This window comes from Candidatus Avelusimicrobium fimicolum, from assembly GCF_021632165.1.
Lineage (GTDB): Bacteria > Elusimicrobiota > Elusimicrobia > Elusimicrobiales > Elusimicrobiaceae > Avelusimicrobium > Avelusimicrobium fimicola.
Genome location: NZ_JAJWTS010000014.1, coordinates 1 through 22,669, shown reverse-complemented (window position 1 = coordinate 22,669; position 22,669 = coordinate 1). Strand labels below are relative to the sequence as shown.

The window sequence follows — 22,669 nt, the reverse complement described above, 5'->3', positions numbered from 1 at the left end:
AATAAAAAGGCCTTAAAAGGAGAAAAAAATGAAGAAACTATTAATAGGGTTGTGCTTCTTATGTGCTTCCACACCCTCTATGGCGGCGGGTGCCAATAAAATGACAATGGTAACGTATTTCCCGGTGAAATATGTGGCATATAGCCAGGTGGATGTAATGAAACAAATGGACGTCGGCTTAACCTCTGCCTGCCAAATGAACTTGGGTTGTTCAGCAGACGAGGGATTTAATACGGGGAAATCGTTGCGCGTAAATAACTTATTAAAGATTGCAGGGGGAAAACTGGAACTAAATGATGCGCCTGCAATAGAGGGCAGCACCGCGCACATTGGTAGCGGTAATGGTGTGAGTGATTTTGATTTTAAAACCAGTTTGCGCGTAGGCAACTACAAGCAAGGTTACACGCTGCAAGCGGATAATATGTATTTGAACGAATTAAATCTGTTTGGCTATAAATTCCCTAAATGTGAGGGGGAAACAATGAGTTGGCAGAAATTAAAACTCAAAAACAAGGAAGAGGTATATTTGGTCTGCGGCGAAGCGGAACAAGGCACTTGCGAGCCCCCGGCGTATCAACTCACCTCGGCGGTGTGCGGTGAAGAAATGACGGGTACAAAAACGAGAACTTGGAACTATGAGACGTGCCAATGGAATCCCTGGACTGATTGCAATTCTAACGAGGGCGAATATCATTCGAAATGTGAAGACGTCATTTGTCCGTTCGGTGAGTACCAAACGTACAAGTATGATTGTTGTTGTGAGCTTATCGGTGCGAAACTAAATCCGTCAATAAGTAAATGTCAACTTAGTAGATGGGAAGCGGAAAACAATAAGAATAACAAGGAATTTACAGGCCCCATAGATGGTGACAAGGGAGATCCGTCTAAATAACTAATTTCTTACGCCCCGGGCAATATACAAGCCCGGGGCTTTAAAACACACCCCGGGGTTTTTTACAAAATCATCATACTGTCGCCAAACGAGTAGAAACGGTATTTCTTTTCTACGGCTTGCAAATATGCTTCGTAAATAAAGTCTTCTCCGGCAAAGGCGGACGTCATACACAGGGGCGTAGAATCCGGGAAGTGAAAATTCGTAATCAGGCAGTCAATGGCTTTAAACTTATAACCAGGATAAATAAACAAATCTGTCCATTTTTTGCCCGGGTGCGTGATATGGTTTTCGTCCGTAAAACTTTCCAAAGTGCGCGTGCTGGTGGTGCCGCAGGAAAATACACGTTTGCCCGCTTGGCGCACCGCATTTAATGTGTCGGCGGTTTCCCGGGTTACTTCGCCCAGTTCGGCCAGCATATGGTGCTGTTGGGGTTCCCCGCGTAGGGGTTTAAACGTACCCCAACCGACGTGCAGCGTGATATAGCAAATATGTACGCCTTTATCTTTTAATTTTTGCAAAAGTTCCGGCGTAAAGTGAAAACCCGCCGTGGGCGCGGCGATAGAACCGTCGTACTTAGCGTAAACGGTTTGATAGCGTTCTTTGTCGGTGCTTATGCTGGGGGTAAGTCCGCTATGCTTGCGGGCCTTTTCTATATATTGCGGCAAAGGCATTAGGCCGTGTTCGTTGCAGAAAGGTAAAATATCTTCTTCGTTAAACTCCAAAAGGGCTTCGTTGTTGTCCGTTTTGCCCACTACCTTGGCGGTAAGGCCGGACCCGAAATCAAGCGTAATGCCTTCTTTGTAATCGCGCGTTAAAACGGCCCAAATGTTGGGCTTTTGCATAGGGCGCACGAGTAAAACTTCCACCTTTCCGCCTGTGGGTTTGTGTGCAAATAACTTGGCGGGGAAAACCTTGGTATTGTTGATAACCAAGGCATCTCCGGGGTTGAAATATTCGTGGATATCGTGAAAGATGCGGTGTTCAATGGTGTGCGTATCGCGGTGGAGCACCATTTGGCGCGAGGAATCGCGCGGCGTGGCGGGTTGCTTGGCGATAAGCGGGTCTAAATCCAGTTTTTTAAAGCGTTCAAACATAAAGGTCCTCTATTGGAGCGTTGTTATTTCGGCTCCGGGATAATAATTTTTTAAAATTTTGCGGTAGTTTTTGCCGTTTTTCGCCATACCGTTGGCGCCGTCTTGGCACATACCTATTCCGTGCCCGTACCCTTTGCCTTCAAAGTGTACGTCTTTTTTGCGCACGTCTAACTTGGTTATTTTGCAACTGCGTATGCCCGTAGCCAGGCGGAAGCGTCCACACGGTACGGTTTTAGTTCCTTTGGCGGTTTTTATGGTTAAATTAGTGGCGCGGCCGGTGTCGGTTTTGCGGACAATTTTGATGCTTTTTAAAGCGCCCGTCAAGCCGACGCTTTTGGCATAATTTTCTACTTTACCGCGTGCAATATTCATTGTCCATTTATAACTTTTGGAGTGGCTGTCGTATTTACAGGAGGCTCCCGAGAGCGGTTTAATAGATTTTGCGCCGAAATTCCAACTGCGCACATCGTCCGTTGCGCCACCGCAGTTGGCGTGGTAATAGGTAAAAAAGAGTTTATCCTCGTAGGTTAATACTTGCCCGCGGGTTTGGTCCACGGCTTTTTTGACGGAGTCGTACTGCTTGCCTCCGCCTTTATACATTTGGCTGCGGACGTCGGAATACACGTCAAAATTCTGGTTTTTCACGCCCTCCAATGTTTTTAATGTGTAGGTGCGCGCGGCCACCGCCTGAGCCTTTAAGGCTTCCAGCGGCCACGAGTAACTCATTTCATAAGGTAATACCCCATAGAGATACGTTTCCAGCGGAGCGTGTTCCACCAGGTGAAACGTATTTTGCGCTGGGATAATGTAAATTTTGCCCGAATAACTGTTGTTATTCCAACCCAGCAAAGTGCCGGAGGCCGGCTCTAAAATAATAGGCTGTGCGGCCTGCAAGGTGCCGATTTGAATTTTCCCGCCGCCCAAAGTTTTTACAGCCAAAGTTCCGGCGGTGGAGATTTTATATTTTTTATCTAAGTTTTGCGTATAAATATATACTTTCCCGGAGTGTTTTATATAGGCCGATTTGGCCTTTTCGGCTAAAAGCACGCGCACGGTGGTTTCGGTAAATTTCTTCTGATTTTGCGGGTCTTGTGCCGGCGGTTCAGGCGCACGGACAGATAAAGCGGATAAGTCTATTGGTCCTTGCGCCGCGCGCTTGGACGGCGCCGCGCACGCACTTAAAAGTGCGGCAGTTAAAAGAAATAAACAGAAGCGGGCGAGATGTTTCATACTAAAAAAGCAAATCCGCGTGCTGTTTGCGGCCCAAGTGTTCGTATGCCTTGCGCGTGGCAACACGTCCGCGCGGGGTGCGCGCAATAAAGCCCGCTTTGATGAGAAAAGGCTCTATTACGTCCGTTAAAGTATCTACGGCTTCGCTGACGGCAATAGCCAAATTGTCCACACCCACCGGGCCGCCAGAAAAGCGGTCTATAAGTGCTTCTAAAATGCGCTTATCCACGCTGTCCAGCCCTTCGCTGTCAATGTCCAGGGAATCCATTGCCGTGGTGGCGATTTCGTGCGTGATAATACCGTTGCCCTTTACTTGTGCAAAGTCACGCGCACGGCGCAATAACCGGTTTGCAATACGCGGTGTGCCCCGGGAGCGTTTGGCCAGTTCGGTAAGTCCCGCACGGTCGGCTTCAATGTTAAGCAGCCGCGCCGAGCGTTCCAAAATATCGGTGATTTCCGGAATTTCGTAAAAACCTAAATTAAAGACAATGCCGAAACGGTCGCGTAGCGGCCCTGTTAATAACCCGGAGCGTGTGGTGGCACCCACTAAGGTAAAATGCGGAACGGCTAATTTTAAAGTGGTGGATCCAGCCCCCTTGCCCGTATTGATAAAGAAAGTAAAATCTTCCATCGCCGGGTACAAGGCTTCTTCTACGGCGGGGTTTAGGCGGTGGATTTCGTCAATAAATAAAATATCCCCTTCGGCCAATTCTGTGGTAAGCATAGCGGCCAGGTCGCCCGGGCGTGCCAGTACAGGGCCGGAAGTAACTTTGATATTTACACCCATTTCGCGCGCCAAAATGTTGGCAAGTGTGGTTTTACCCAAACCGGGCGGTGCGTAAAAAAGGCAATGGTCCAAGGCTTCCTTGCGGGATTTAGCGGCCGCAATAAAGATGCGTAAGTTTTCTTTTAATTTTTCCTGCCCGACAAATTCGTCCAAGGTGGCCGGGCGCAAGGCGGCTTCCAGCCCGGCGGATTCGTCGGATAGTTGGTTTACATCTAAAATTTCATTTTGGTTGCTCATTTTTTTAGTACCCGCAGGGCCTCTTTAATAATGTCTTCAATCTTGCCGTTTAGGTTTACACCCTCGGTGTAAAGTTTTTCAATCGCCCGGCGCGATTCCGCCGCAGAATAGCCCAAGGCGGACAAGGCTTCCAATACGCCGCTCATATAAGGGGCTTCGTCCATTACTTTTATTTTACTTTCGCCTTGTATGGTGATAGCGTCCATTTTATCCTTTAAAGAATTGATTAACTTTTCGGCGGTTTTTGCCGTAAACCCGAAAATACCCGTCAAAATTTTAGGGTCGCGTTTTAAAATAGCATTGTGAAAATCTGCCACCGAGCGAAGTGCTTTGTTTAAAAATTCAAGAGCCTTTTTGGGGCCGGTGTTGGGAATTGCGGTTTTGAAAAGATACCAAAGTTCTTTGTCTTCTTTATGTAAAAAACCGTATAATACTGTGCCGTCATAGGGGGAAATAGATTCCGCCACATACAGGGCTGCTTCGGTTCCTTCCGTTAATTCCAGCGCGGAACTGTGCGCAAGGTTGACCTCGTAGCCGATTCCGCCGCATAAAATAACGGCACCGTCTTCCTTTATTTCCAATACTTCGCCTTTTAAATACGCTATCATATCTTCATTTTACCATATTGGGCGGCAGAGCCGTTTGGTTGGCAAAATGCAAAATTTGCGCGGCGAGTGTTTGGGGGCAGAAATCTTGCTTGGTGGCTAGTTCCAGGCGCAGGGCGTTGGTGTAACGGTTAAACCAGGTGCGCTGGCGTTTGGCATATTGGCGGGTGAGCGTGGTTACTTGTTCCACGGCTTGCGCGCGGGAGAGTTTCCCTTGTAAAAAAGCAACCGCCTGCGGGTAGCCAAGGCTCTTTAAAGCGGATGTATCGGGCGTGTAACCCCCGTTTAGCAAGGTTTCGGTTTCTTTTACCATACCGTCAAAAATCTGTTCCGTCCGCGCCGAAATGCGAGCATTTAATGATTCTTTATCCCACGCTAAATACACCCAAGCGGAGTCTTGCGGACTGGGCAGTTTAAAGAAATTACCGCTTTTTAGCGCACTGGCGGGCTTGCCCGTCAGCCAGCACAGTTCCAGGGCGCGCATCGTGCGCTGGACGTTGCCCACCGGGATATTTTGCGCGGAGGGCGGGTCCAACTCCATAAGTGCTTGGTGCAAGCCCTCTTTGCCCGATTTTGCCAATAGGGCGGAGAGTTTTTCGCGCGTTTGGGGGGTGGAAGCGGGCAGGTCGTCCATACCCACAAAATAGGCGTGCAACCACATACCCGTACCGCCTGCAAAAATAAGTGGATGGTTTGGATTTTCAGCGGCGATTTGGCGCGCTTTTTTTACAAAGGTTCCTGCATTACAGGTTGCGGTAACGTCCAAAAAATCTACCAGATAATAGGGAATTCCGTCCACGGTATAGGTTCCGTTTTGGTATGCGCCTTGCGGTTTTGCTGTGCCGATAGTCAGGCATTTATAGACTTGGCGGGAATCTGCCGAGAGGATAATCCCGCTTGATTGGCGGGCTAGTTCCAGGGCTAATTCCGTTTTGCCGGAGGCGGTTGGGCCGCATAGGACGATAGGTTTCATAAACATATTGTATAAAATAAGTGATGTTTATTTTTGGAAAGGCGGTTTGGGGGCCGTTTGTTTTAAAGGGGTTGTTTCGTTTTTTTTTTTTGTTAAAATTTTGACAATAAGTGCTGAATATACCCCGGTGTATCCGCTGTATAAAAATGCGTATGAAAGGCTGTTTTGCTCAAATATAAAGGCCTTAACAAGGAGAAAAAATGAAAGGTTTTATGAATACTTTATTCTTGTCGTCATCCTGGAAAGCCGTATTCCAGGATCTGTTGTTATCTTTGTTGTCATTCCGGGGCCCGTATGCGAACGGGAACCCGGAATCCAGAAATAAAATAAAGAGTTTTTCTAATAAACAGACTGGATCCCGGATCCGCGTCCGGGATGCCAACTACAACGACAGATCCCGTAACCCTGCGGGCCGTACCCTAGCGGGCCGTCAAATCTTACGGGATAATGGCTTAACAACAAGTGGCCGCACGGCAACCGCTGGCTTTACCCTTATAGAACTATTAGTAGTCGTTCTTATTATCGGCATACTGGCCGCGGCGGCGTTGCCGTCGTACCGGGTAGCGGTAGGCACCAGCCGCATGGCTACGATGTATGCCTTTATGCGCGCGGTGGACCAAGCCCAACAGCACTTTTATATGCAAACAAACCGCTATGCCAGCAATTTTGATTCGTTAGTTGTTGCAATCCCTGCCGGTTTTAAAAAATATAGTTCTACACAAGTGGGCAATAGTGATATGTTTTGCGACCTTAGAGATACGGATTCAAACGGAAACCCTAATAATTCAGTTGTCTGTATGGAGAAAAAAAATCACGTTTCCTTAGTAAAATTTTACATATACGAAAGTGCCTCTTGTTGGGCCCCCTCATTGGATGTTGGAGATATTCCTAATAGAATTTGTCAAAATTTGTCGGGAAGAGATAGTCCAAGCGGTAGTGATTCAGGGAAAACGGGATACAATTACTCTTTTCGATAAATATCAAAACCCCCGGTTTTAACCAGGGGCTTTTCAAATGTTATTTGCGATAACGGAAACTATTTGTCTTCAAAAAGAGTTTCGTCCTTTTGAATTTTATTGCAGATTTTGTTGCATTTGCAGGTGCCTACGCAAACCTCAGGCAGTTTGAGCAAAATGCGCGTGTCGCAGTCGTTAAAATCGTCGGCCATTTCGCTGATGATTTTAGCGTCCTTTTCGGCCATTTTTACAAATTCAATGCCGATAGTATATACATTTTCGCGCTGTTTCACCCACGCCAAGCGGGCCTGCACTTCCATTTTGCCCGTGCCGGGCAGTTGCAAACTAATGGAAAATTTGTCAGCCAGCGGTGCGCCTAAAAAACTAATCATACGCATACCGGAAGCGGACAAGTCCGCCAAAATAGCGACCAGGGAAGTTTCCTTTCCGTCGGCGGTTTTGTAATGCAGGTTGACCGGTTCAATCAAATTGCTGATGACCGGCATACGCGGATGTCTGCGTTTTTCAGGAAAATGTTGTTTCATAAAATTAGTCCCTCGCAAATAATAAGGTTCCGTCGGCTTTTTCAATAGAGGTTTTTATGACGGAGCCAACAGGGTAAGACTTATGGGTCTTTACCCAAAAATTGCCGGAAGCGCGTCCTTTGTTTTCACTTTCTAAAAGCACTTCCTGCACGGAGCCGACTTGCGCTTGATACGCTGCGTCGGATAAACCTCTTACTTTATTTAACAAAATATCAAGCCGTTCTTCCAGTATATTTTGCGGTAAGAGTTTCATTTTAGCCGCCGGAGTGCCTTGGCGGGGGGAATATTTAAAGCAGTAAGCCGCAAAAAATTCCGCCTCGTCCACCAGAGAGAGTGTCTCTTTGAAGTCATCTTCTGTCTCGGTCGGGAACCCGACAATAATGTCCGTAGATATATTGAAACCGCAAGACTTTAAGGCGCGGACTTTTTCCAAAAATATTTCGCGTGTGTAGCCGCGTTTCATTTCCTGTAAAACCTTGGTAGAGCCGCTTTGCACAGGCAAATGGACGTGGCGGGCGATTTTAGGATTGTCTTTAATGGCTTCCAAAAATTCCGGGGTGAAATAAATGGGGTGCGGACTTGTAAAACGTACGCGCTCTACTCCGGGTAAACGGCTGACCTGATTCAGTAAATCGGCAAAAGAAGTGTTTTCAAACTGATAGGCATTGACCGTTTGCCCCAGGAGCATAATTTCTTTCGCTCCGGCCCGGGCTTTTTGTGCGGCATCGGCTAAAATATCCTCTGCGGGCAGGCATTTCACGGGGCCGCGAACGCTGGGTACAATGCAGTAGGAGCAAGCAAAATTACACCCGCGCATAATGGTTACATAACCTGTTAAGCCGCTGGCTAACTGGTGGGTATCTTTGCCGGGGGCGTTGAAAAGACCGCTGGCATCTAAGGTGTCGGCAAAATGTTCAATTTCTTTTGCGCCCGAAATAATATCTAAAAAGGGGTATTTTTTTTGAAGGGTTTTGCCCAAGCGTTGGGCGGCACAGCCTGCAAAAATAATCACGCGGCCCGGCTTTTCCTGCTTCCACGCGGCTAAACGGCCCAAGAACGAAACGGCGCGGTGTTCGGCGTGGTCGCGCACCGTACAGGTGTTAATCAGGGCAATATCGGCTTCGTCCAAGTTTTCGGTATATTGCGCCCCGCGCGATGCCAAATGCGCAAACATTTCGTCGGAGTCGGCCACGTTCATTTGGCAGCCGTAGGTTTGAATAAATACTTTTGTCATAGATAAAAAAGCAAGGCGGCCCTTAAAGGAACCGCCTTGCTGATAGGTTAATTAGAACAAGTCGCTGATTTTTTTGATGCTTTCTAACAGCGGCTGCGCCAAGTGAATTTTAATCACGCGGCGGCCTTTGGCCTGCAAGGCTTGGAAATCGCCCAATGCCTGTGCGTTGCAAAGTTGTCCGAACGTATAGTGATGTCCGGGAATTTTGATGTCATTGGCCGGCTCGGCGGAGAGAATCAAAAATACACCGTTGTTTCCGTCGCCCTTGTGCAACTGGCCGGTGGAGTGCAGGTAGCGCGGCCCGTAACCAAACAAGACGGCACGTTTGGTGCGCAGCATAATTTTGTCGCGCAGGGCGAGCAATGCTTTTTCGGTTTCTTCGCACGGATAAACATACGGGAGCAAGGCCACATAGTCGTTGCTTTCCAAAAGGGAATACAAATCCTGGGCCAAGGTTTCCATTTTTACTTCGCCGGCGATGTCGGCAGAGACCAAAATCGGGGCGGATACTTCGGCCGGAACATTGCCATTTTCCAGTTCAGCCAAGAGGTTTTTCGTGCGGGTTTTGGCATCTTGCACATTGGGTTGGTCAAAGGGGTCAATGCCCAAAATGGCGCCTGCGGCAGCGGTGGCAATTTCCCACAAAAGGAACATAGCGCCTAATTGATAGACATCGTCCATTTTAATCGTAAATACGGGGTAACTGCGTTCAGCCAAGTCGGCGGCAATAGCACTGACGCGTTTGTCGTCTTCGCTGTCCGTGGACAAATGGACAAAGAAGCGGTCCTCGCGGTAATCAAAGTTTGGCGTGAGCGTTTCACCCGCCACCGGGACTACGCCTTTGCCTTCTTTACCCGTGGATTCGGCTACCAATTGTTCGGCCCACAAGCCGAAAGTGGCTAAATCTTTGGGGGTTAAAAGGGTCATTTTGTCTTTGCTGTGGTTGACATTGCACGCACCCATATAAGCACCCAACTGCACGGCGGCATTGCCTTTTTCGGGGGCTTCGGGACCAAAGGTTTCGGCCTGTTCCTGGGCAATCGTCAGCAAGCGTTTTACGTCCACGCCCATAATGGCGGCAGGCACAATACCAAAGAAGGACAGGGCGGAAAAGCGGCCGCCAATGTCAGAGGGGTTGATAAAGGTTTTGCGGAAGTTGTGTTTTTTGGCTAAGGCTTCCAATCCGGTGCCTGCGTCGGTAATAGCGGCAAAATTCTTACCGGGTTCTTTTACACCGGCTTTCTTTACTTCGTCGTAGAAATAAGCAAATTGAGAGGAGGGTTCCACCGTACCGCCGGATTTGCTAGCAAAGATGAACAAGGTTTCCGCCGGGTTGATGCGGGCGCGTGCGGCACCGATCCAATCGGGGTTGGTGGTGTCTAATACGATAAGTTCCGGCCAGCCGTTTTGCTTACCGAATACGGTGCGGAACACTTCGGGCGCGAGGGAGGATCCTCCCATCCCCATAATGACACAATGTTTGAAATTTTGTTTTACATCTTCGGCAAAGGCGGTTACGCTGTCAATGCGTTCTAGCGTCCAGTTATAGACTTTTTGCCAACCCAAAAATTTGACGATAAAGTCCATACTTTCTTTATCTTGTTTCCAAAGAGTGGGGTCCTTGGCCCAGAATTTGGTATTAAACTCTAATCCTTCCAGTTTAATTTCCCCTTCGCGGATAATTCCTTCGGCCATCGGGTTTGCTTGTGTATTCATACGTTCCATCCTTATTTTTTATTTAAAATTTGCGTTTTCAATCGCTTTTACTTTATTAAGCCTTATTTCGTGGCGGGTCCCCGTCAGGAAAGAGGCGCTTAAAAATCGTTCGGTCAGTTCCTCGGCAACAGCCGGGCCGATAATGCGTGCACCCATACACAACACATTGAGTGCATCGTGCTCTACGGCTTGTTTTGCGCTATACGCATCGTGGCATACGCACGCGCGCACGCCCTTGGTTTTGTTGGCCGTAATGCACACACCCACCCCGCTTCCGCAGAGCAAAATACCGCGGTCGGCTTGTTGGGAAGCCACCATTTTGGCTACTTTGTCGGCATAGTCGGGGTAATCGGCGCGTTCGCAACTAAACGTGCCGCAGTCAATTACTTCGTGCCCCAAGCGGCGTACAACAGCCGCTACGGTTTCTTTCAGCGGGAAACCCGCGTGATCGCATCCTATTGCTATTTTCATAAATCAGTATGCCTGGTCCACTAAATCGCACATACAATGGCCCATAAAAATATGGCAGGCCTGAATATGCGGAGTATCTTTTACATTTACGACGAGCGGTAAATCACACATATCTTTAATGGTGCCGCCGTCTTTACCCAAAAAGGCCGCCGTAAAGCAGCCCTTGCGCTTGGCAAGACCCAAGGCTAAATATACATTTTTGCTGTTGCCGGAAGTGGAAATGCCGATTACGACATCACCCGGCTGGGCAAAACCGTCAATTTGACGGGAAAAAACCACATCATAAGAATAATCGTTTCCAATGGCGGTAAGGGTGGAAGAGTTAGTGTTTAACGCAAGTGCCGGCAAGGACGGACGTTCCTTTTTAAAACGGCCTACAAATTCTGCCGCAATATGCTGCGCATCAGAGGCGCTTCCGCCGTTTCCCATTAAAATAACTTTATGTCCGTTTTTAAAGGCTTTAACCACTTCGGTCGCCAAGGTTTCCACCTTGTCCGCCAGGTGTTCTTTTACATACATTACGGCTTTGATTAATTCGTCGGCTTGTTGCTGTACAAACATACATAAACTCCTTTAAATTTGTTCTATGGCGTTTTTATTTACCCAACCCTTAATACCCTGAGACTTTACAATAACTTCGTACCAAGAGTCTTTTTCGTCCTGCACGGTCAGCAAGTGCCCTTGGGCTACGCTTGCGCTGGCGGGGAAATTCGTCCCCGGCCCGCTGCGTATTTCCGCCACCGGTGCAGCCACTACTGCCAAGGGTTCTGTGTCGGCTTTATGACGCAGATAAAACCACCCGGCGGTAAGGGCTAACAAAAGAGCCGCTGTTACAGTTATTCTTCCGCCGCGGCGTTTTAAAAGCCACACACACGCAAGCAGGCAGAACGCCCACCACAAAACCATCGCCAGCCCTTTAAGTTCATCATAAGACAAACTGAAAAATGCTTTATGCAATACGGGCGGTACTCCTGCCGGAACCAAACTTTCGCCCCCGGCAGATAAGGCCAAGGATAAATTATTGCGGATATCTGCATCGCGCGGGGCCAACTTAAAAGCGCGGTAATAATTCGCGGCGGCCAAACCCATACTGCCCATTTTAAAATAGCAATTACCTATATTGTAGTAAACATAAGGGTCGTTTGGGTGAGTTTTTAAATCATATTCGTACAATCCCAACGCGGCAGAGAACTTGCCTTGGCGGTAAAATTCTTCTGCATTTTGCAGGGGAGTTTGGGCAAACACGGAGGTAAACCCGAGTAAAGCAAAAAGTAAAATAAGCAAATGTTTCATTTGGTTTCCTCCTCTATTAATTTTAAAATATCTAACCCTTGCGCGGATAAGTTCTGCGGGTCCAACGCATCAGGCGAGCCGGGAGCAAAGCGGGCAGTTTCCAGCCGTTGCCAAAGTAAAGAAAACGCTTCTGCTGTGGCGGGTGTAACTCCTCTTTTTTGCAGTGCGGCTACAATCGCGCGCAGGGGCAGGCTTCCCGTGCCGATACCCAATTTTTGCTGTAAATAGCCGGATAAGGCTTCGGCTACCTGCTCGTCTGAAAGGGCGCGTTTAAGTAAATTTTTGGCGTGGGTGTAGGCTCGTTTGCGGGCCATAGATTTTCTGCCGAAAGAGGCAAAAAATACGCTAATACCCAAAATGACGAGCGCGGCCCAGTTGGCTTTTTGCCACGCGCTTAACCGGGCCAAAACGGACGGTTCGGGCGCGTAAGCGTTTTTTAAGTAGGCAATGTCCTTGCCCAAGGTTTGAAAGCCGTTCCCCGTATGGGAGGTAGCCCCAAAATCAAAGCCGCTTTCCTTTTTAGTAGAGGGGGAAACGGACAACGTAATGGGTTCCGTTTGCAACGTTTTGTATTGGCCGGAAACGGGATTAAAGTAAGACCACTTGATAGGCGCAACAGCATATATGCCCGAAGCGGACGGCACTAAAACGGTTTTAAATTCCTTATACCCGCGTACGGTGTCAGAAGATGAAGGCAAGGAGCCTGCCGCGGCGGCGGCAGGGTACATTTTAAACCCGGGCATTTTCGGCCAAGTTAGGTCGCCCGTACCCTTTAAGTTGCCCGGCCCTTTTACCATAACAGTAACTGTAACGGCCTCCCCTGCTTCCACTTGTGTTCTGTCGGCCGTTGCCGATAAGGTATAACCTTGGCCTACTGCGCCATAAAAAGAATTCGGTTTGCCGGCCGGAAGCGGGCGGATTTGGAGAGAGATTTCTTTGGATTCGGCCGTCTTTTCTGCTCCCAGGGCCGAGCCGCCAAACAAGCGGTCTAACGGCGAAAGCGAAGCGGAGCCGGTGCGGTATTGCACGCGGGCCTCACCAATCGTGGCCGCACCGGGGGCCGCACCCGTAACGGTGTAGCGTTGTTCGTTGTAGCGGTACAAGATTCCGTTGATACTTTGTGTTCCTTCGGCGGAGCCTGCGTCCTCCATAAACAGGTTATAAACGGCGGGCTTTTGGTACGGTGCATCGTAAAATTCGCGGGAATAGTAAAAGCGTACGGCCAGGGTAACGGCTTCGTTTACATAAGGTTTTTTATTGCTTACGGCAGAAACTAAAAAGTAATTTTCATTTCCGCGCGCGTAGGCTTGGTTCATTAAACTTTGCGTGAGCGCGGGGAGACTTTCGTCGGCTTTTTGCACTTGGCGCGAAATGGCCGTATTAATGGAAGAATCATAGGTCCCGTTGGTTACGGCACGGCCTGTACTGGTGGCGGGGCGGTTTTTTTGTACGCCTTGGGAATTGCGGTAAATACTGATAGAAATCGGGTCTGTTTTATATGTCTTTCCGTTATATTTAACAGTTACGGAGCCAATGTCGGCTTTGCCCACAAAACGCGGCAGCATTACATAGCGAAATACCGAGGTGCTTTTTCCGTTAATGGTTGTTTGGTCAATTTCGCGCGAATAAACATTAAACGCAGGCAAACTGGGCAGTTGCGGCATCGTCAGCGGACTGACGGCCCCCTGTACGGTTACGGTTAGGGTAATTTCGTCATCCAGCGTGAGAGAAGTTTTATCCACCGAAGATGACACGGCAATTTGTGCCCAGGAAAGTCCTGCCCATAATATCAAATAAAGAGAAAAAAGGAGTTTCTTTAACATATTACCAATCCTTCTCCACAGTGGGGTCTTGCGCTTCGCCCGGCTGGGTAGGTTTTTTATATTCGTTTTCGCGCGCCATTTGCATTACGCGGTCCGCATCATCTTTATTCATAGCATCTTGGGGGGTGGACGGCTTTTCCTCTTTGCCTTGTTCCTGTGGGGCTTGGCCTTTATTGTTTTGGTCCTGCTGACTTTGGTTAGAGGAATTATTACTGTTGTTTTGGTTATTTTGGTTGTTTTGATTTTGCTCGCTTTGCTGTTGCTCTATAATCAGTTGCAAGTTATGCACGGCCTCTTTATCCTTGGGATTGGCTATAATGGCTTGGCGGTACGCGGAGACGGCCTTGTCTTTGTTTCCTGCACGGTAATAGGAATTGCCTAAGTTAAAAAGTGCATCTTGGCGGAGAGAGCCGTTTTGTTCTGCCGTATTTTCAAAGGCTTTTTCAGCCGATTGGTAATCTTTTAAATAGTACGAGGCCGCTCCGGCACCGAAAGAGGCTTGCTCCTGGCTGGGTTCTTTGTGTAATGCGGCTTGATATTTGGATAAGGCCTGCCCGTATTTTTTATCTTGATATAACTTGCCTGCTTCGCGCAAATCCCCGCGTACGCCCGCAAAAGCGGACGAAGCCGAAAGAAGGAGTAAAAAGCAAGTAATTTTCTTCATAATTTTATTTTACCTTTTTTGGGCCGTATTTCGCTTATTGCCGCGCGGCCACAGTAAAAAAGCGGCTAAACATAAAATGGCCAACACCAACGGCAGCGCATATCGGTTTTTATATACCGCGCGCGAAGCCGCCCGGGCAGAGGTTTTATCCAACCCTTTCACCGAGGCTTCTACTTTTGCCGCCACTTGTGCAGGCGTGGTATAGGCAATATAGGCCCCGCCGGTGGCCTGCGCCAGCGCGAGCAGCGTTTTTTCGTCCAGTTTGGAAACAACCGTTTTTCCCGTTTTATCTTTTTTGTATTCTATAACTTTACCTGTCGTATCCAACTTGGCAGGGATTAAGGTGCCGTCTTTTGTTCCGATACCGATAGCAATTACGCGGATTCCGTTTTTGAGGGCCGTTTCCTGGGCGGCTTTCAGTTCGTTGGGAGAGTGGTCCTCTCCGTCAGTTAATAAAATGAGGGCTTTTTGTCCGGGATATTTGGCTAACATCCGGGCGGCCAAATGAACCGGAGCCGCCAGGGAAGTTCCCGGCACAGGCAACATATCGGGCTGTAAGGAATTAATAAAATAGGTTAGCGCATCCTCGTCCGTGGTAATAGGGCATTGTACATATGCTTGGGAGGTAAACGCCAAAATACCGATACGTTCATCCTTTAAATTATTTACAAGCATTTTGAGCATGGTTTTTGCATTATCCAAGCGGTCGGGCTTTAAATCTCTTGCGCGCATAGAAGTAGAAACGTCCACCGCGATAACCGTTTGGGCAAACGAGCCTTGAACCTCTATTATTTCCGTACCCCATTGGGGGCCTGCCAGCGCCGCGAACAAAAAGAATAAAAACAGCCCGAAACAGGCACCGCGTTTCCAGGTAACGGGGCGTAAATCAGCGGTTAATTTGGCATATGCCATCGGCCCGAATAAGGCAGAAATCAGGCGGTTTTTTAGTTTCTTGCCCGACCACGCTACCAGCCACGCCAATAAAGCCGCCGGAAGAAAGTAAACCAAAAACCAAGGATTTGCAAACAGTTCCATATTAGGGTACCTTTATTAAAAATAATTTTTCCAAGACAAATGCGGCTCCCGCCAAAATAAGCGCCGCCAACAAAAGTGGGTGGTAAAAATCGGTGCGGTTGACAGTGGAATTGGGGGCAAATTGCGTTTTTTCCAGTTCGTTAATCATATCATAAATTTTAGCGAGTTCTGCTTCGTTTTTGGCGCGGAAAAATTTACCGCCCGTCGCATCTGCTATTTCCAACATCAGCCCTTCGTTGATTTCGTCCTGTGCGCTGGAATACAAACTTTGCTGGGGCGCGCTGGCGGTGCCGATTGTGTAAACGCGTATGCCGTATGAAGCGGCGGCTTTGGCGGCGAGCATAGGGTCAATGGTTCCGGCATTGGAATCGCCGTCTGTCAGTAAGATGATGATTTTGCTTTTGGCTTTGCTGTCTTTTAAATGGTTGGAAGCGACGGCCAATGCATCACCAATAGCCGTATAGTTGGGGTCCACCACCCCCAAATATAAGGTGCCTAAATATTCAAGCAGTGCTTCGTGGTCCAGCGTTAGCGGGGCTTGCAGCATTGCCTGTTTGGCAAAGGCAACAAGTCCAATGCGGTCCGATGGGCGTTTTTTTATAAATCGGGAGGCTGTTTCCTGCGCGGCTACAAAGCGGTTGGGGTAAAAATCCTGCTTTTGCATAGAGGCCGAAACATCCATCAGCAAAATAATGTCCACCCCTTCGGTGGGCGGCACTACCGTACGGTCCACTTTTACGGGGCGTGCAAGAGCGGCTGTCATTAAAATAAGCGCGGCTGTATATAGCAGAATCGGCAGCCAGCGCGTAAACAGTACGCGCACGGAAGTTTGTTCCACCCTTAGATGAGCCAAAGGATAGGAAATTTGGCGGCTGAATATCCGTCTTAATACAGTATGTGTAATGAGCACGGCAAAGGGGATAAGGAGAAGCAAAAAGGCCCACGGGTGCATAAATTCCGCGCGTCCGCCGGACAACCGTTCAAAAAGCAGTCCGCTCAGCGATACCGCGCATAAAGCCGCGGCCGCCGCCGTGCAAATAACCTGTGCTTTGGGGGCGCGGCGGGTAACCAGTCCGGCGGATAAACCGGCCAGTAGCATTAAAATACTGATTAAAAAGAAATAAATCATTTTTTAATCTCCTGTGCGGGAGCGAGTTCTTTGGGGGAGGTTTCCACAATAATTTCGCGTAAGAGTTGGATATCGCTGTTGCGGGTTTCCAAACTGGGTACAGCCTTGGCGAATTTAACGAGATCTCCCGAACTTAAAAATTGGCGTAACTGCGCACGCAAGGGAGCCAGTTTGGGCATTGTTTTAATGCGGGCTAAAATTTCGGCGGAAGTATCGGCTGACGCATCTATTTTTAATTGGCGCCATAAGTATTCGCGTAAAATATCGGTAAGGGTATTGTAAAACACCTTATATTGGGCATTTTCCCAAAGTCCGCTGTCTAATAACGCATCAATTTGCGAGAGTGCAATCTCGTTGCTGGGGCGCGGGTCCTCAGGCGCGTTCGATACGGAAAGTTGTTTTTCGTGCAGTTTTTTATACCACGCATAAAGCACATAAATAAGCGCGCCTAACAAAAGGGCGGCTATCAGCCACGCCAGCCAACTGGCGGGGATGGAGGGATTGCGGATTTCCCGCAGGTTTTTATCGTTAAAGGTTTTTGCGGGAGTAATGTCTATATATGCTTCGGCTTTTGTTTGGGCGGTTGTTTTGCCGTTTTGCTCCAAGTTAAAAGTAACGGTAAAGGTAGATTTGCCCAAAGTAAAGGGCAAAGCCGTAAAATCATATATTAATGTGCCGGGCGATTTCCGTTGTGCTGCCATTTGGGTAATTTCAAAATCTTTGGAAAGAGAATCTTTGGCAACGGTTACTTCATAGCCCGGCGTGTGGCTTAAACTAAATTGCAGGGCAAAGGGTTTGGCAAAAGGAACCTTATCTGCGGCTTTTTGCTCAATTAATTGCAACTCCTGCGCCCCGCAAAGAGTAAAGGAAAACAAAAGGGAAAATAAAGTTAAAAGTTTTTTCATATTATTTTCTTATTTTTTTGGCGCGCTGTTTAAAAAACGCAATCACCGGGTCCGCCGGCGCTTGGTCGGTGCGGACGTAAATCGGTTCAATCTTATACGGATTAAAGAGGGCGCGCAGATTAATGTTTTGGTGTTCCGCGTGCTCGGCAAGGGCAACATTCAGTTCGCCGGAGGACAGACACAAAAAATCTTCTTCCCCGGTTTCCGGGTCGGTTACATCTATGCAGGCGGACGCGGGGGGGATAAATTTTTCCAGTTTGTCTTGGATGACCACGGGAATTAAGTCAAACTTTTTGGCTGCCAGTTTAAAGGGTTTTGAAAACGAGGCAACAGGAGCCAAAAAATCGGAAATTAAAATTAAAATGCCTTGGCGTTTAATAACCTTAGATAATGTTTCCAGGCACAGGCCGATATCCGTACCGCGCCCGGCAGGTTCAAAGGCCACCAGTTCGCGGATGAGGCGCAAAACGTGTTTTTTACCTTTTTTGGGGGGAACAAATAGTTCTATTTGGTTTGAAAAGAGCATTAAGCCCACTTTGTCGCTGTTTTTGATTGCGGAAAAGGCAAACAAGGCGGAAAGTTCTGCTGCTAATTCCTGCTTTAATTTATCCGCAGAGCCGAACCGTTGGGAAGCGGATACGTCGCACGCAATCATCAGCGTCAGTTCGCGTTCCTCGTTATATTTTTTGATATAGGGGATACCGGTGCGGGCGGTTACGTTCCAGTCAATAGAGCGGATATCGTCGCCCGGGGTATATTCGCGTACTTCGGCAAATTCAATTCCTTGCCCTTTGAACGCGCTCAAATACTCCCCGGCGAACGTTTCCGATACGAGTTTGTTCGTCTGGATTTCAATTTGGCGTACTTTTTTTAAAATTTCCGCAGTATCCATTTTGTACCCCCGGGATAATTCTACGGTACGTCCACCGCATCAAAAATTTGTTTGACGATTTGGTCGGAGGTGATGTTTTCGGCTTCCGCTTCGTACGATAACAGCACTCTGTGGCGCAAAACATCCATACCGATGGCTTTAATATCTTCGGGCGTAACAAATCCGCGTCCGTTTAAGAACGCATAGGCTTTGGCCGCTTGCGTGAGGAAGATAGTTGCGCGGGGGCTGGCGCCATAGGCAATAAAAGAGGCTAGTCTTTCTAACTTGGCCGATTTGGGGTCGCGCGTGGCAAAGACTAAATCTACAATGTAGTTTTTGATTTTTTCATCTACATAAATGGAATCGGTTACTTGGCGCGCTTTTAAAATCATCTCCGGTGTAACATTGGTGTTTACGGAAATGGTTTGATGCGAGGACATACGTTCCAAAATCAGTTTTTCCTCTTCTTTGGTGGGATAGGTTACCATTACTTTAAGCATAAAGCGGTCCACCTGTGCTTCCGGGAGCGGATAAGTACCCTCTTGCTCTACGGGGTTTTGTGTGGCCAGTACCATAAACGGAGCAGGCAATTTATAGGTTTGCTCGCCAATGGTTACCTGGCGTTCTTGCATTGCTTCCAATAGCGCGCTTTGAACCTTAGCCGGAGAGCGGTTGATTTCATCGGCCAGTACAAAGTTGGAAAACACCGGCCCGCGTTTGGGGTAAAACAAGCCGTCTTTGGGGTTAAAAATAAGTGTACCCGTGATATCGGCAGGCAGTAAATCCGGGGTAAATTGGATGCGCTGGAACTGGGCGTGAATTGCTTGTGCCAAAGTTTTGACGGCTAATGTTTTAGCCAGGCCCGGCACCCCTTCAATCAAAATATGACCGTCGGCTAACAGGGCTACAAGCATTTTTTCTAACAGTGCTTCCTGCCCTACAATTACCTTGCCGACTTCGCGCTTTAAATCTTGCAAAAAGATACTTTCCTGCTGGACTTGTTTATTAAGTGTGGTGATATCCATACGTCCCCCTTATGACGGACTAAACCGTCTGGTTTCTTCCTATATTATAAATAAATTGAGAGTATTGTAAAAGCCTAAAAGGGGTTATTTTTTTCCTTTCAAGCGGGCCAGTTGTTTGGCTGTTTGGTTGTCTTTATACCACAAGCAGAAAAGATATATGCCCAAAAGCGGAAATGCGGAAACTGTACATAACAAAGGATATGCCCCAACGTGCAGGAAATGATAGAATACTGCGGCATAAAACGTAAAAAAGATACAAGCAATAAGCAACAGTTTTTTTCGTGTTTCTTTACGAAAGCGGCAGAAGATGCTGTATTTATGGTAATCGTCCAGTAAGGCTTTGATTTCTTTTGCGGCGTCTTTATTATCCGATAAGTTGGCGACGGGCATAACTTTGAAATCAAATTCTTTAAAGCACTTTCCCTTGTTCATCAGTTTGAGAATGACGGGCAGCAGATTCCCTGCAACGTGCCGGCAAGAAATGGTTTTGCCGTTCTGTATAAAAGAAAGTTGGCAAAGGACTATTTTCGGATATGTGTTATATTGGGTATAACACATATGGGCAAATATCGTTAGCAGAAACTTGGTATTCTGATAAGGCAGTAAAACGAGATTTTTTCTGCGGTTATATTCCACTTTTACGCTTTCTGGTAAAAAATCAAGAGCAAGGACCCTTCTCTTTCTGGAAAAAGCAGAAAAGAATTTTAGATATATAAGGTAAATAATAGCCCCTATGCCTAATAGGGGTAACAGCGGAGCGCTTTTAAACGCAAGCACACAAGCAAAGCCTTTGTTTGTGCACATTTCGGCAGCATATCGGTTGATGTTTGTCCAAGAAAAGGAGCCAAACATACTTTTTGTCATCAAATACGCATATCCGCCCAAAAATAAGGTGAGTATAATTATGGGGATGATATCTTTGAGTGAAAAATAAATATTGGGGTCTTTTATTTTCAGTTTCATTTTTTGTGTTGTTTGAGTTCTTCTATTTGTTTTGCCAGTTTTTTTGCCTTCACCGCTTTGCAAATCATATATATTCCGACTAATGGGAGAATGAGCGTGAGCAGGGCAAACAACGTGAGCGAGTTAAGCAGCACAATGGATTGGATAATAAACAGAGAGAAAAGTATTCCCAACCCTAAAAGCATATTGCGGGTTGCCTTATCATAAGGGCACAAAATGCCATAGTCTATGTAATCTTGAAAAATAGTGCGGATTTTATCGGCGGCAGTTTTATCCCAAGAGTTGCGTAAACTCCTTGGGTTGACGGCGAAATGAAAGGAGGCAAATCGGGCGCGGTAGTCCAAGAGTTGGGGGAAAAATGTAAACGGGCGTGCGGACAAATGGTCACAAACGAAGGTTTGGTTCCCTTGCGTAAAGGATATTACGCAAGGCCCCGCAACGGAGCGGTGTCCGTTTTTGGTGGAAACATCAAAGGCGGTAATGGTGAGGCTGAACCGCGTTTCCGGATAGGGCAGGAAAGCGGGAAGAGTATCCTTATTATATCCCAGTTTTACGCCTTCGTTCAAAAATTCTATCGTGCGGATAGCGGGCATTTGGCTGTGGCTCGGCAAAAAGCATTTTATCCAACGATAAAGGATATTGCCTATAAAAAATACCATTAGAATCGGAAGCAACTTAAAAAGTAAAAGTGTTATTAAATCCCCTTCGCTGATTTCTGTCACAAAGGCAGTGTAAGATTGCCAGGAAAATTGTCCGTCTAACAGAAAAAAGAAACAAAACCCAAAGGCCGTAAACATCACTATGGTGAGGATTTCGTGTAAAGAAATATAAGATTTTGGATTTCTAATTTTAATACGCATTATTATCTCCCACGAAAAAGTCCGGCTAACCGGGCCAACAAAAATCGTTTCCCGTCCAATAGTTTATCAACCGTATGGGTAGCCGTCAAATTCTTATATAATTCCGAGGTCATTTCTGCTCCTTACATAACTTTATATATTATGATAGAATTTGCGGTAAATTACAAGTTAAAAATAAAACACCCCCGCAGAGGTGCGAGGGCGCTTATCACAAAGGTGAAACTATTTAGATGTTTCGTCGTACATCCCAACCCCGGTTTTGCCGATAACCATTATCTTTTGGGCGCCGGGCATATGGCAGATTTCGGGCAAGTGTTCGCTGCCGATATCTAAATAGACCAATTTTTCGGCGTCGGATGCGTTGCGGATGACGTGTGCGCCTTCCGGTCCTGTGGGAAAGGTAATAGCGTCGCCCGCTTTTAAGGTTACTTCTCTGTCGTGCAATTTAACAGCGGCGGTGCCGGAAATCACATAAAAGACTTCTTCGTTCATTTCGTGCCAATGGTATCCATAGGCAAAGTGTCCGGGGGCCACTTCCACAAAGTTCGCGTGCAAGGTGGAAATGTCGCTATGCGGGATAATTTCCTTTACGGTAAATTCCGCACCGTTGGCCGCCATAAATTGACCTTTTTCGTGTTGGTAATTTTTAATTTCAACTTTTTTCATATCTTTCTCCTTTATATATAGGGGATTTTTACCCCGGATGACATCAAGTATTGTGCCTTTTATTAGTTTCTTTTGTAAAGTAGGCACTTTTTTGTATGCTAGTAGCCAAAAAGAAACTAATGGAGTATAATAAATATATGATTACGAAAAAGAATTTGCCCCCGTGTCCGGTGGCGGTACTGCTCAAATTGATAGGTAATAAATGGAAAATCCTTATTATAAGGGATTTGCTGACAGGGACCAAACGTTTTGGCGAATTAAAAAGGAGTGTGGGGTGTTCCCAAAAAGTTCTTACAAGCAACTTAAAAGAAATGGAAGAGAATAAATTATTGTTGCGCAAAGCCTTTGCCGAGATACCTCCCCGGGTGGAATATACTCTTACCAAAACAGGTTTATCCTTGGCTCCCGTACTGCAAGAAATGGCTGCGTGGGGGGATAAATACCGACGGAGTTTAAAGAAATAGTTGCAAAATATTTTTAATATGTTATATAATAAATATACGCAAACAAGATGAGTTTGCCAAGCAGTAAAAAAGATTTGACAAGTTCTTAAAAAATTGTTTTAATATATAAGTACTCAGTAAAGAGCGTTTTTAAGTTTGCAACTTATTTTAAAAAAAGATTTGACAAACGTTTTAAAAAATGCTTAAATAAAAGAGTAGTAAGGGTTGAGCGTTTTAAACAGAAGTTTA

At 47.0% G+C, this 22,669-nt stretch carries 24 protein-coding genes; 3 read left to right on the top strand and 21 right to left on the bottom strand.

Annotated elements, in window-relative coordinates; translation table 11 throughout:
• Positions 1–28 precede the first annotated feature (28 nt).
• A complete protein-coding gene (locus tag ACQY2K_RS06050; protein ID WP_428041114.1) occupies positions 29–892 on the top strand; it encodes a hypothetical protein in 864 nt (287 codons plus the stop codon).
• 62 nt (positions 893–954) lie between these two features.
• On the opposite strand, the gene queA is transcribed toward ACQY2K_RS06050, so the two are convergent.
• The 5 genes from queA to miaA are packed head-to-tail and all read right to left on the bottom strand — an operon-like array spanning position 955 to position 5,821.
• Positions 955–1,989, bottom strand: a complete 1,035-nt coding sequence (gene queA, locus ACQY2K_RS06045) for a tRNA preQ1(34) S-adenosylmethionine ribosyltransferase-isomerase QueA (RefSeq protein WP_428041113.1) — start codon at positions 1,987–1,989, stop codon at positions 955–957.
• 9 nt (positions 1,990–1,998) lie between these two features.
• Positions 1,999–3,219: a SpoIID/LytB domain-containing protein gene (locus tag ACQY2K_RS06040; RefSeq protein WP_428041112.1), complete on the bottom strand. Its 1,221-nt coding sequence runs from the start codon at positions 3,217–3,219 to the stop codon at positions 1,999–2,001.
• Between the two features lies 1 nt (position 3,220).
• Positions 3,221–4,243: a Holliday junction branch migration DNA helicase RuvB gene (ruvB, locus tag ACQY2K_RS06035; RefSeq protein ID WP_428037833.1), complete on the bottom strand. Its 1,023-nt coding sequence runs from the start codon at positions 4,241–4,243 to the stop codon at positions 3,221–3,223.
• Positions 4,240–4,851: a Holliday junction branch migration protein RuvA gene (gene ruvA, locus ACQY2K_RS06030; RefSeq protein ID WP_428037832.1), complete on the bottom strand. Its 612-nt coding sequence runs from the start codon at positions 4,849–4,851 to the stop codon at positions 4,240–4,242. Before ruvA ends, ruvB begins: the two co-directional genes overlap by 4 nt.
• Positions 4,852–4,855: 4 nt before the next feature.
• The gene (gene miaA / locus ACQY2K_RS06025; RefSeq protein WP_428041111.1) at positions 4,856–5,821 is read right to left on the bottom strand and encodes a tRNA (adenosine(37)-N6)-dimethylallyltransferase MiaA; all 966 of its coding nucleotides are present in this window, start codon (positions 5,819–5,821) and stop codon (positions 4,856–4,858) included.
• A gap of 200 nt (positions 5,822–6,021) precedes the next feature.
• On the opposite strand from miaA, the gene ACQY2K_RS06020 reads away from it, so the two are divergent.
• Complete coding sequence (locus tag ACQY2K_RS06020) at positions 6,022–6,798, top strand: type IV pilin protein (RefSeq protein WP_428041110.1); 777 nt, start codon at positions 6,022–6,024, stop codon at positions 6,796–6,798.
• A 59-nt stretch (positions 6,799–6,857) separates the two neighbouring features.
• Here ACQY2K_RS06020 and ACQY2K_RS06015 read toward each other — a convergent pair whose 3' ends face one another.
• The 16 genes from ACQY2K_RS06015 to ACQY2K_RS05940 form a co-directional block, all read right to left on the bottom strand.
• The gene (locus tag ACQY2K_RS06015) at positions 6,858–7,322 is read right to left on the bottom strand and encodes a PilZ domain-containing protein (protein WP_177746198.1); all 465 of its coding nucleotides are present in this window, start codon (positions 7,320–7,322) and stop codon (positions 6,858–6,860) included.
• Between the two features lie 4 nt (positions 7,323–7,326).
• The gene (gene miaB, locus ACQY2K_RS06010; protein WP_428041109.1) at positions 7,327–8,556 is read right to left on the bottom strand and encodes a tRNA (N6-isopentenyl adenosine(37)-C2)-methylthiotransferase MiaB; all 1,230 of its coding nucleotides are present in this window, start codon (positions 8,554–8,556) and stop codon (positions 7,327–7,329) included.
• A 51-nt stretch (positions 8,557–8,607) separates the two neighbouring features.
• Positions 8,608–10,272, bottom strand: coding sequence for a glucose-6-phosphate isomerase (locus ACQY2K_RS06005; RefSeq protein WP_428041108.1), 1,665 nt, complete (start codon positions 10,270–10,272; stop codon positions 8,608–8,610).
• Positions 10,273–10,290: 18 nt separating this feature from the next.
• Positions 10,291–10,743, bottom strand: coding sequence for a ribose 5-phosphate isomerase B (gene rpiB / locus ACQY2K_RS06000; RefSeq protein WP_428037828.1), 453 nt, complete (start codon positions 10,741–10,743; stop codon positions 10,291–10,293).
• Positions 10,744–10,746: 3 nt separating this feature from the next.
• Positions 10,747–11,304, bottom strand: a complete 558-nt coding sequence (locus ACQY2K_RS05995; protein WP_428041107.1) for a D-sedoheptulose-7-phosphate isomerase — start codon at positions 11,302–11,304, stop codon at positions 10,747–10,749.
• Positions 11,305–11,316: 12 nt separating this feature from the next.
• Complete coding sequence (locus ACQY2K_RS05990) at positions 11,317–12,036, bottom strand: tetratricopeptide repeat protein (RefSeq protein ID WP_428041106.1); 720 nt, start codon at positions 12,034–12,036, stop codon at positions 11,317–11,319.
• Positions 12,033–13,859, bottom strand: coding sequence for a BatD family protein (locus ACQY2K_RS05985; protein WP_428041105.1), 1,827 nt, complete (start codon positions 13,857–13,859; stop codon positions 12,033–12,035). The genes ACQY2K_RS05990 and ACQY2K_RS05985 overlap by 4 nt, the downstream gene beginning before the upstream one ends.
• Before the next feature lies 1 nt (position 13,860).
• Entirely contained in the window at positions 13,861–14,523 is a 663-nt protein-coding gene (locus ACQY2K_RS05980) for a tetratricopeptide repeat protein (protein ID WP_428041104.1), read from the bottom strand.
• 9 nt (positions 14,524–14,532) lie between these two features.
• Entirely contained in the window at positions 14,533–15,558 is a 1,026-nt protein-coding gene (locus tag ACQY2K_RS05975; RefSeq protein ID WP_428040111.1) for a vWA domain-containing protein, read from the bottom strand.
• 1 nt (position 15,559) lies between these two features.
• Positions 15,560–16,687: a vWA domain-containing protein gene (locus tag ACQY2K_RS05970; RefSeq protein ID WP_428041103.1), complete on the bottom strand. Its 1,128-nt coding sequence runs from the start codon at positions 16,685–16,687 to the stop codon at positions 15,560–15,562.
• Positions 16,684–17,592, bottom strand: a complete 909-nt coding sequence (locus tag ACQY2K_RS05965) for a hypothetical protein (protein WP_428041102.1) — start codon at positions 17,590–17,592, stop codon at positions 16,684–16,686. The genes ACQY2K_RS05970 and ACQY2K_RS05965 overlap by 4 nt, the downstream gene beginning before the upstream one ends.
• Before the next feature lies 1 nt (position 17,593).
• Positions 17,594–18,484 carry a DUF58 domain-containing protein gene (locus ACQY2K_RS05960; protein WP_428041101.1) on the bottom strand — a complete coding sequence of 297 codons (891 nt, stop codon included), beginning with the start codon at positions 18,482–18,484 and terminating at the stop codon, positions 17,594–17,596.
• 20 nt (positions 18,485–18,504) lie between these two features.
• Complete coding sequence (locus ACQY2K_RS05955) at positions 18,505–19,488, bottom strand: AAA family ATPase (RefSeq protein WP_428041100.1); 984 nt, start codon at positions 19,486–19,488, stop codon at positions 18,505–18,507.
• Between the two features lie 84 nt (positions 19,489–19,572).
• Entirely contained in the window at positions 19,573–20,451 is an 879-nt protein-coding gene (locus ACQY2K_RS05950; RefSeq protein WP_428041099.1) for a hypothetical protein, read from the bottom strand.
• Complete coding sequence (locus ACQY2K_RS05945; protein ID WP_428041098.1) at positions 20,448–21,311, bottom strand: hypothetical protein; 864 nt, start codon at positions 21,309–21,311, stop codon at positions 20,448–20,450. The genes ACQY2K_RS05950 and ACQY2K_RS05945 overlap by 4 nt, the downstream gene beginning before the upstream one ends.
• A gap of 222 nt (positions 21,312–21,533) precedes the next feature.
• Entirely contained in the window at positions 21,534–21,977 is a 444-nt protein-coding gene (locus ACQY2K_RS05940; protein WP_177746229.1) for a cupin domain-containing protein, read from the bottom strand.
• Between the two features lie 95 nt (positions 21,978–22,072).
• On the opposite strand from ACQY2K_RS05940, the gene ACQY2K_RS05935 reads away from it, so the two are divergent.
• Positions 22,073–22,441 carry a winged helix-turn-helix transcriptional regulator gene (locus tag ACQY2K_RS05935; RefSeq protein WP_428041097.1) on the top strand — a complete coding sequence of 123 codons (369 nt, stop codon included), beginning with the start codon at positions 22,073–22,075 and terminating at the stop codon, positions 22,439–22,441.
• The last annotated feature ends 228 nt before the right edge of the window (positions 22,442–22,669 follow it).

Bases quoted from the DNA above. Each gene is read 5' to 3' on its own strand.
- ACQY2K_RS06040 (WP_428041112.1), bottom strand. From the start codon at position 3,219: ATGAAACATCTCGCCCGCTTCTGTTTATTTCTTTTAACTGCCGCACTT.
- ruvB (WP_428037833.1), bottom strand. From the start codon at position 4,243: ATGAGCAACCAAAATGAAATTTTAGATGTAAACCAACTATCCGACGAA.
- ACQY2K_RS05990 (WP_428041106.1), bottom strand. From the start codon at position 12,036: ATGAAACATTTGCTTATTTTACTTTTTGCTTTACTCGGGTTTACCTCC.
- ACQY2K_RS06020 (WP_428041110.1), top strand. From the start codon at position 6,022: ATGAAAGGTTTTATGAATACTTTATTCTTGTCGTCATCCTGGAAAGCC.
- rpiB (WP_428037828.1), bottom strand. From the start codon at position 10,743: ATGAAAATAGCAATAGGATGCGATCACGCGGGTTTCCCGCTGAAAGAA.
- ACQY2K_RS05970 (WP_428041103.1), bottom strand. From the start codon at position 16,687: ATGATTTATTTCTTTTTAATCAGTATTTTAATGCTACTGGCCGGTTTA.
- ACQY2K_RS05985 (WP_428041105.1), bottom strand. From the start codon at position 13,859: ATGTTAAAGAAACTCCTTTTTTCTCTTTATTTGATATTATGGGCAGGA.
- queA (WP_428041113.1), bottom strand. From the start codon at position 1,989: ATGTTTGAACGCTTTAAAAAACTGGATTTAGACCCGCTTATCGCCAAG.
- ACQY2K_RS05940 (WP_177746229.1), bottom strand. From the start codon at position 21,977: ATGAAAAAAGTTGAAATTAAAAATTACCAACACGAAAAAGGTCAATTT.
- ACQY2K_RS06005 (WP_428041108.1), bottom strand. From the start codon at position 10,272: ATGAATACACAAGCAAACCCGATGGCCGAAGGAATTATCCGCGAAGGG.
- ACQY2K_RS06015 (WP_177746198.1), bottom strand. From the start codon at position 7,322: ATGAAACAACATTTTCCTGAAAAACGCAGACATCCGCGTATGCCGGTC.
- ACQY2K_RS05945 (WP_428041098.1), bottom strand. From the start codon at position 21,311: ATGCGTATTAAAATTAGAAATCCAAAATCTTATATTTCTTTACACGAA.
- ACQY2K_RS05995 (WP_428041107.1), bottom strand. From the start codon at position 11,304: ATGTTTGTACAGCAACAAGCCGACGAATTAATCAAAGCCGTAATGTAT.
- miaB (WP_428041109.1), bottom strand. From the start codon at position 8,556: ATGACAAAAGTATTTATTCAAACCTACGGCTGCCAAATGAACGTGGCC.
- ACQY2K_RS06050 (WP_428041114.1), top strand. From the start codon at position 29: ATGAAGAAACTATTAATAGGGTTGTGCTTCTTATGTGCTTCCACACCC.
- ACQY2K_RS05965 (WP_428041102.1), bottom strand. From the start codon at position 17,592: ATGAAAAAACTTTTAACTTTATTTTCCCTTTTGTTTTCCTTTACTCTT.
- ACQY2K_RS05935 (WP_428041097.1), top strand. From the start codon at position 22,073: ATGCTAGTAGCCAAAAAGAAACTAATGGAGTATAATAAATATATGATT.
- ACQY2K_RS05960 (WP_428041101.1), bottom strand. From the start codon at position 18,484: ATGGATACTGCGGAAATTTTAAAAAAAGTACGCCAAATTGAAATCCAG.
- ruvA (WP_428037832.1), bottom strand. From the start codon at position 4,851: ATGATAGCGTATTTAAAAGGCGAAGTATTGGAAATAAAGGAAGACGGT.
- ACQY2K_RS05950 (WP_428041099.1), bottom strand. From the start codon at position 20,451: ATGAAACTGAAAATAAAAGACCCCAATATTTATTTTTCACTCAAAGAT.
- ACQY2K_RS05975 (WP_428040111.1), bottom strand. From the start codon at position 15,558: ATGGAACTGTTTGCAAATCCTTGGTTTTTGGTTTACTTTCTTCCGGCG.
- miaA (WP_428041111.1), bottom strand. From the start codon at position 5,821: ATGAAACCTATCGTCCTATGCGGCCCAACCGCCTCCGGCAAAACGGAA.
- ACQY2K_RS05955 (WP_428041100.1), bottom strand. From the start codon at position 19,488: ATGGATATCACCACACTTAATAAACAAGTCCAGCAGGAAAGTATCTTT.
- ACQY2K_RS05980 (WP_428041104.1), bottom strand. From the start codon at position 14,523: ATGAAGAAAATTACTTGCTTTTTACTCCTTCTTTCGGCTTCGTCCGCT.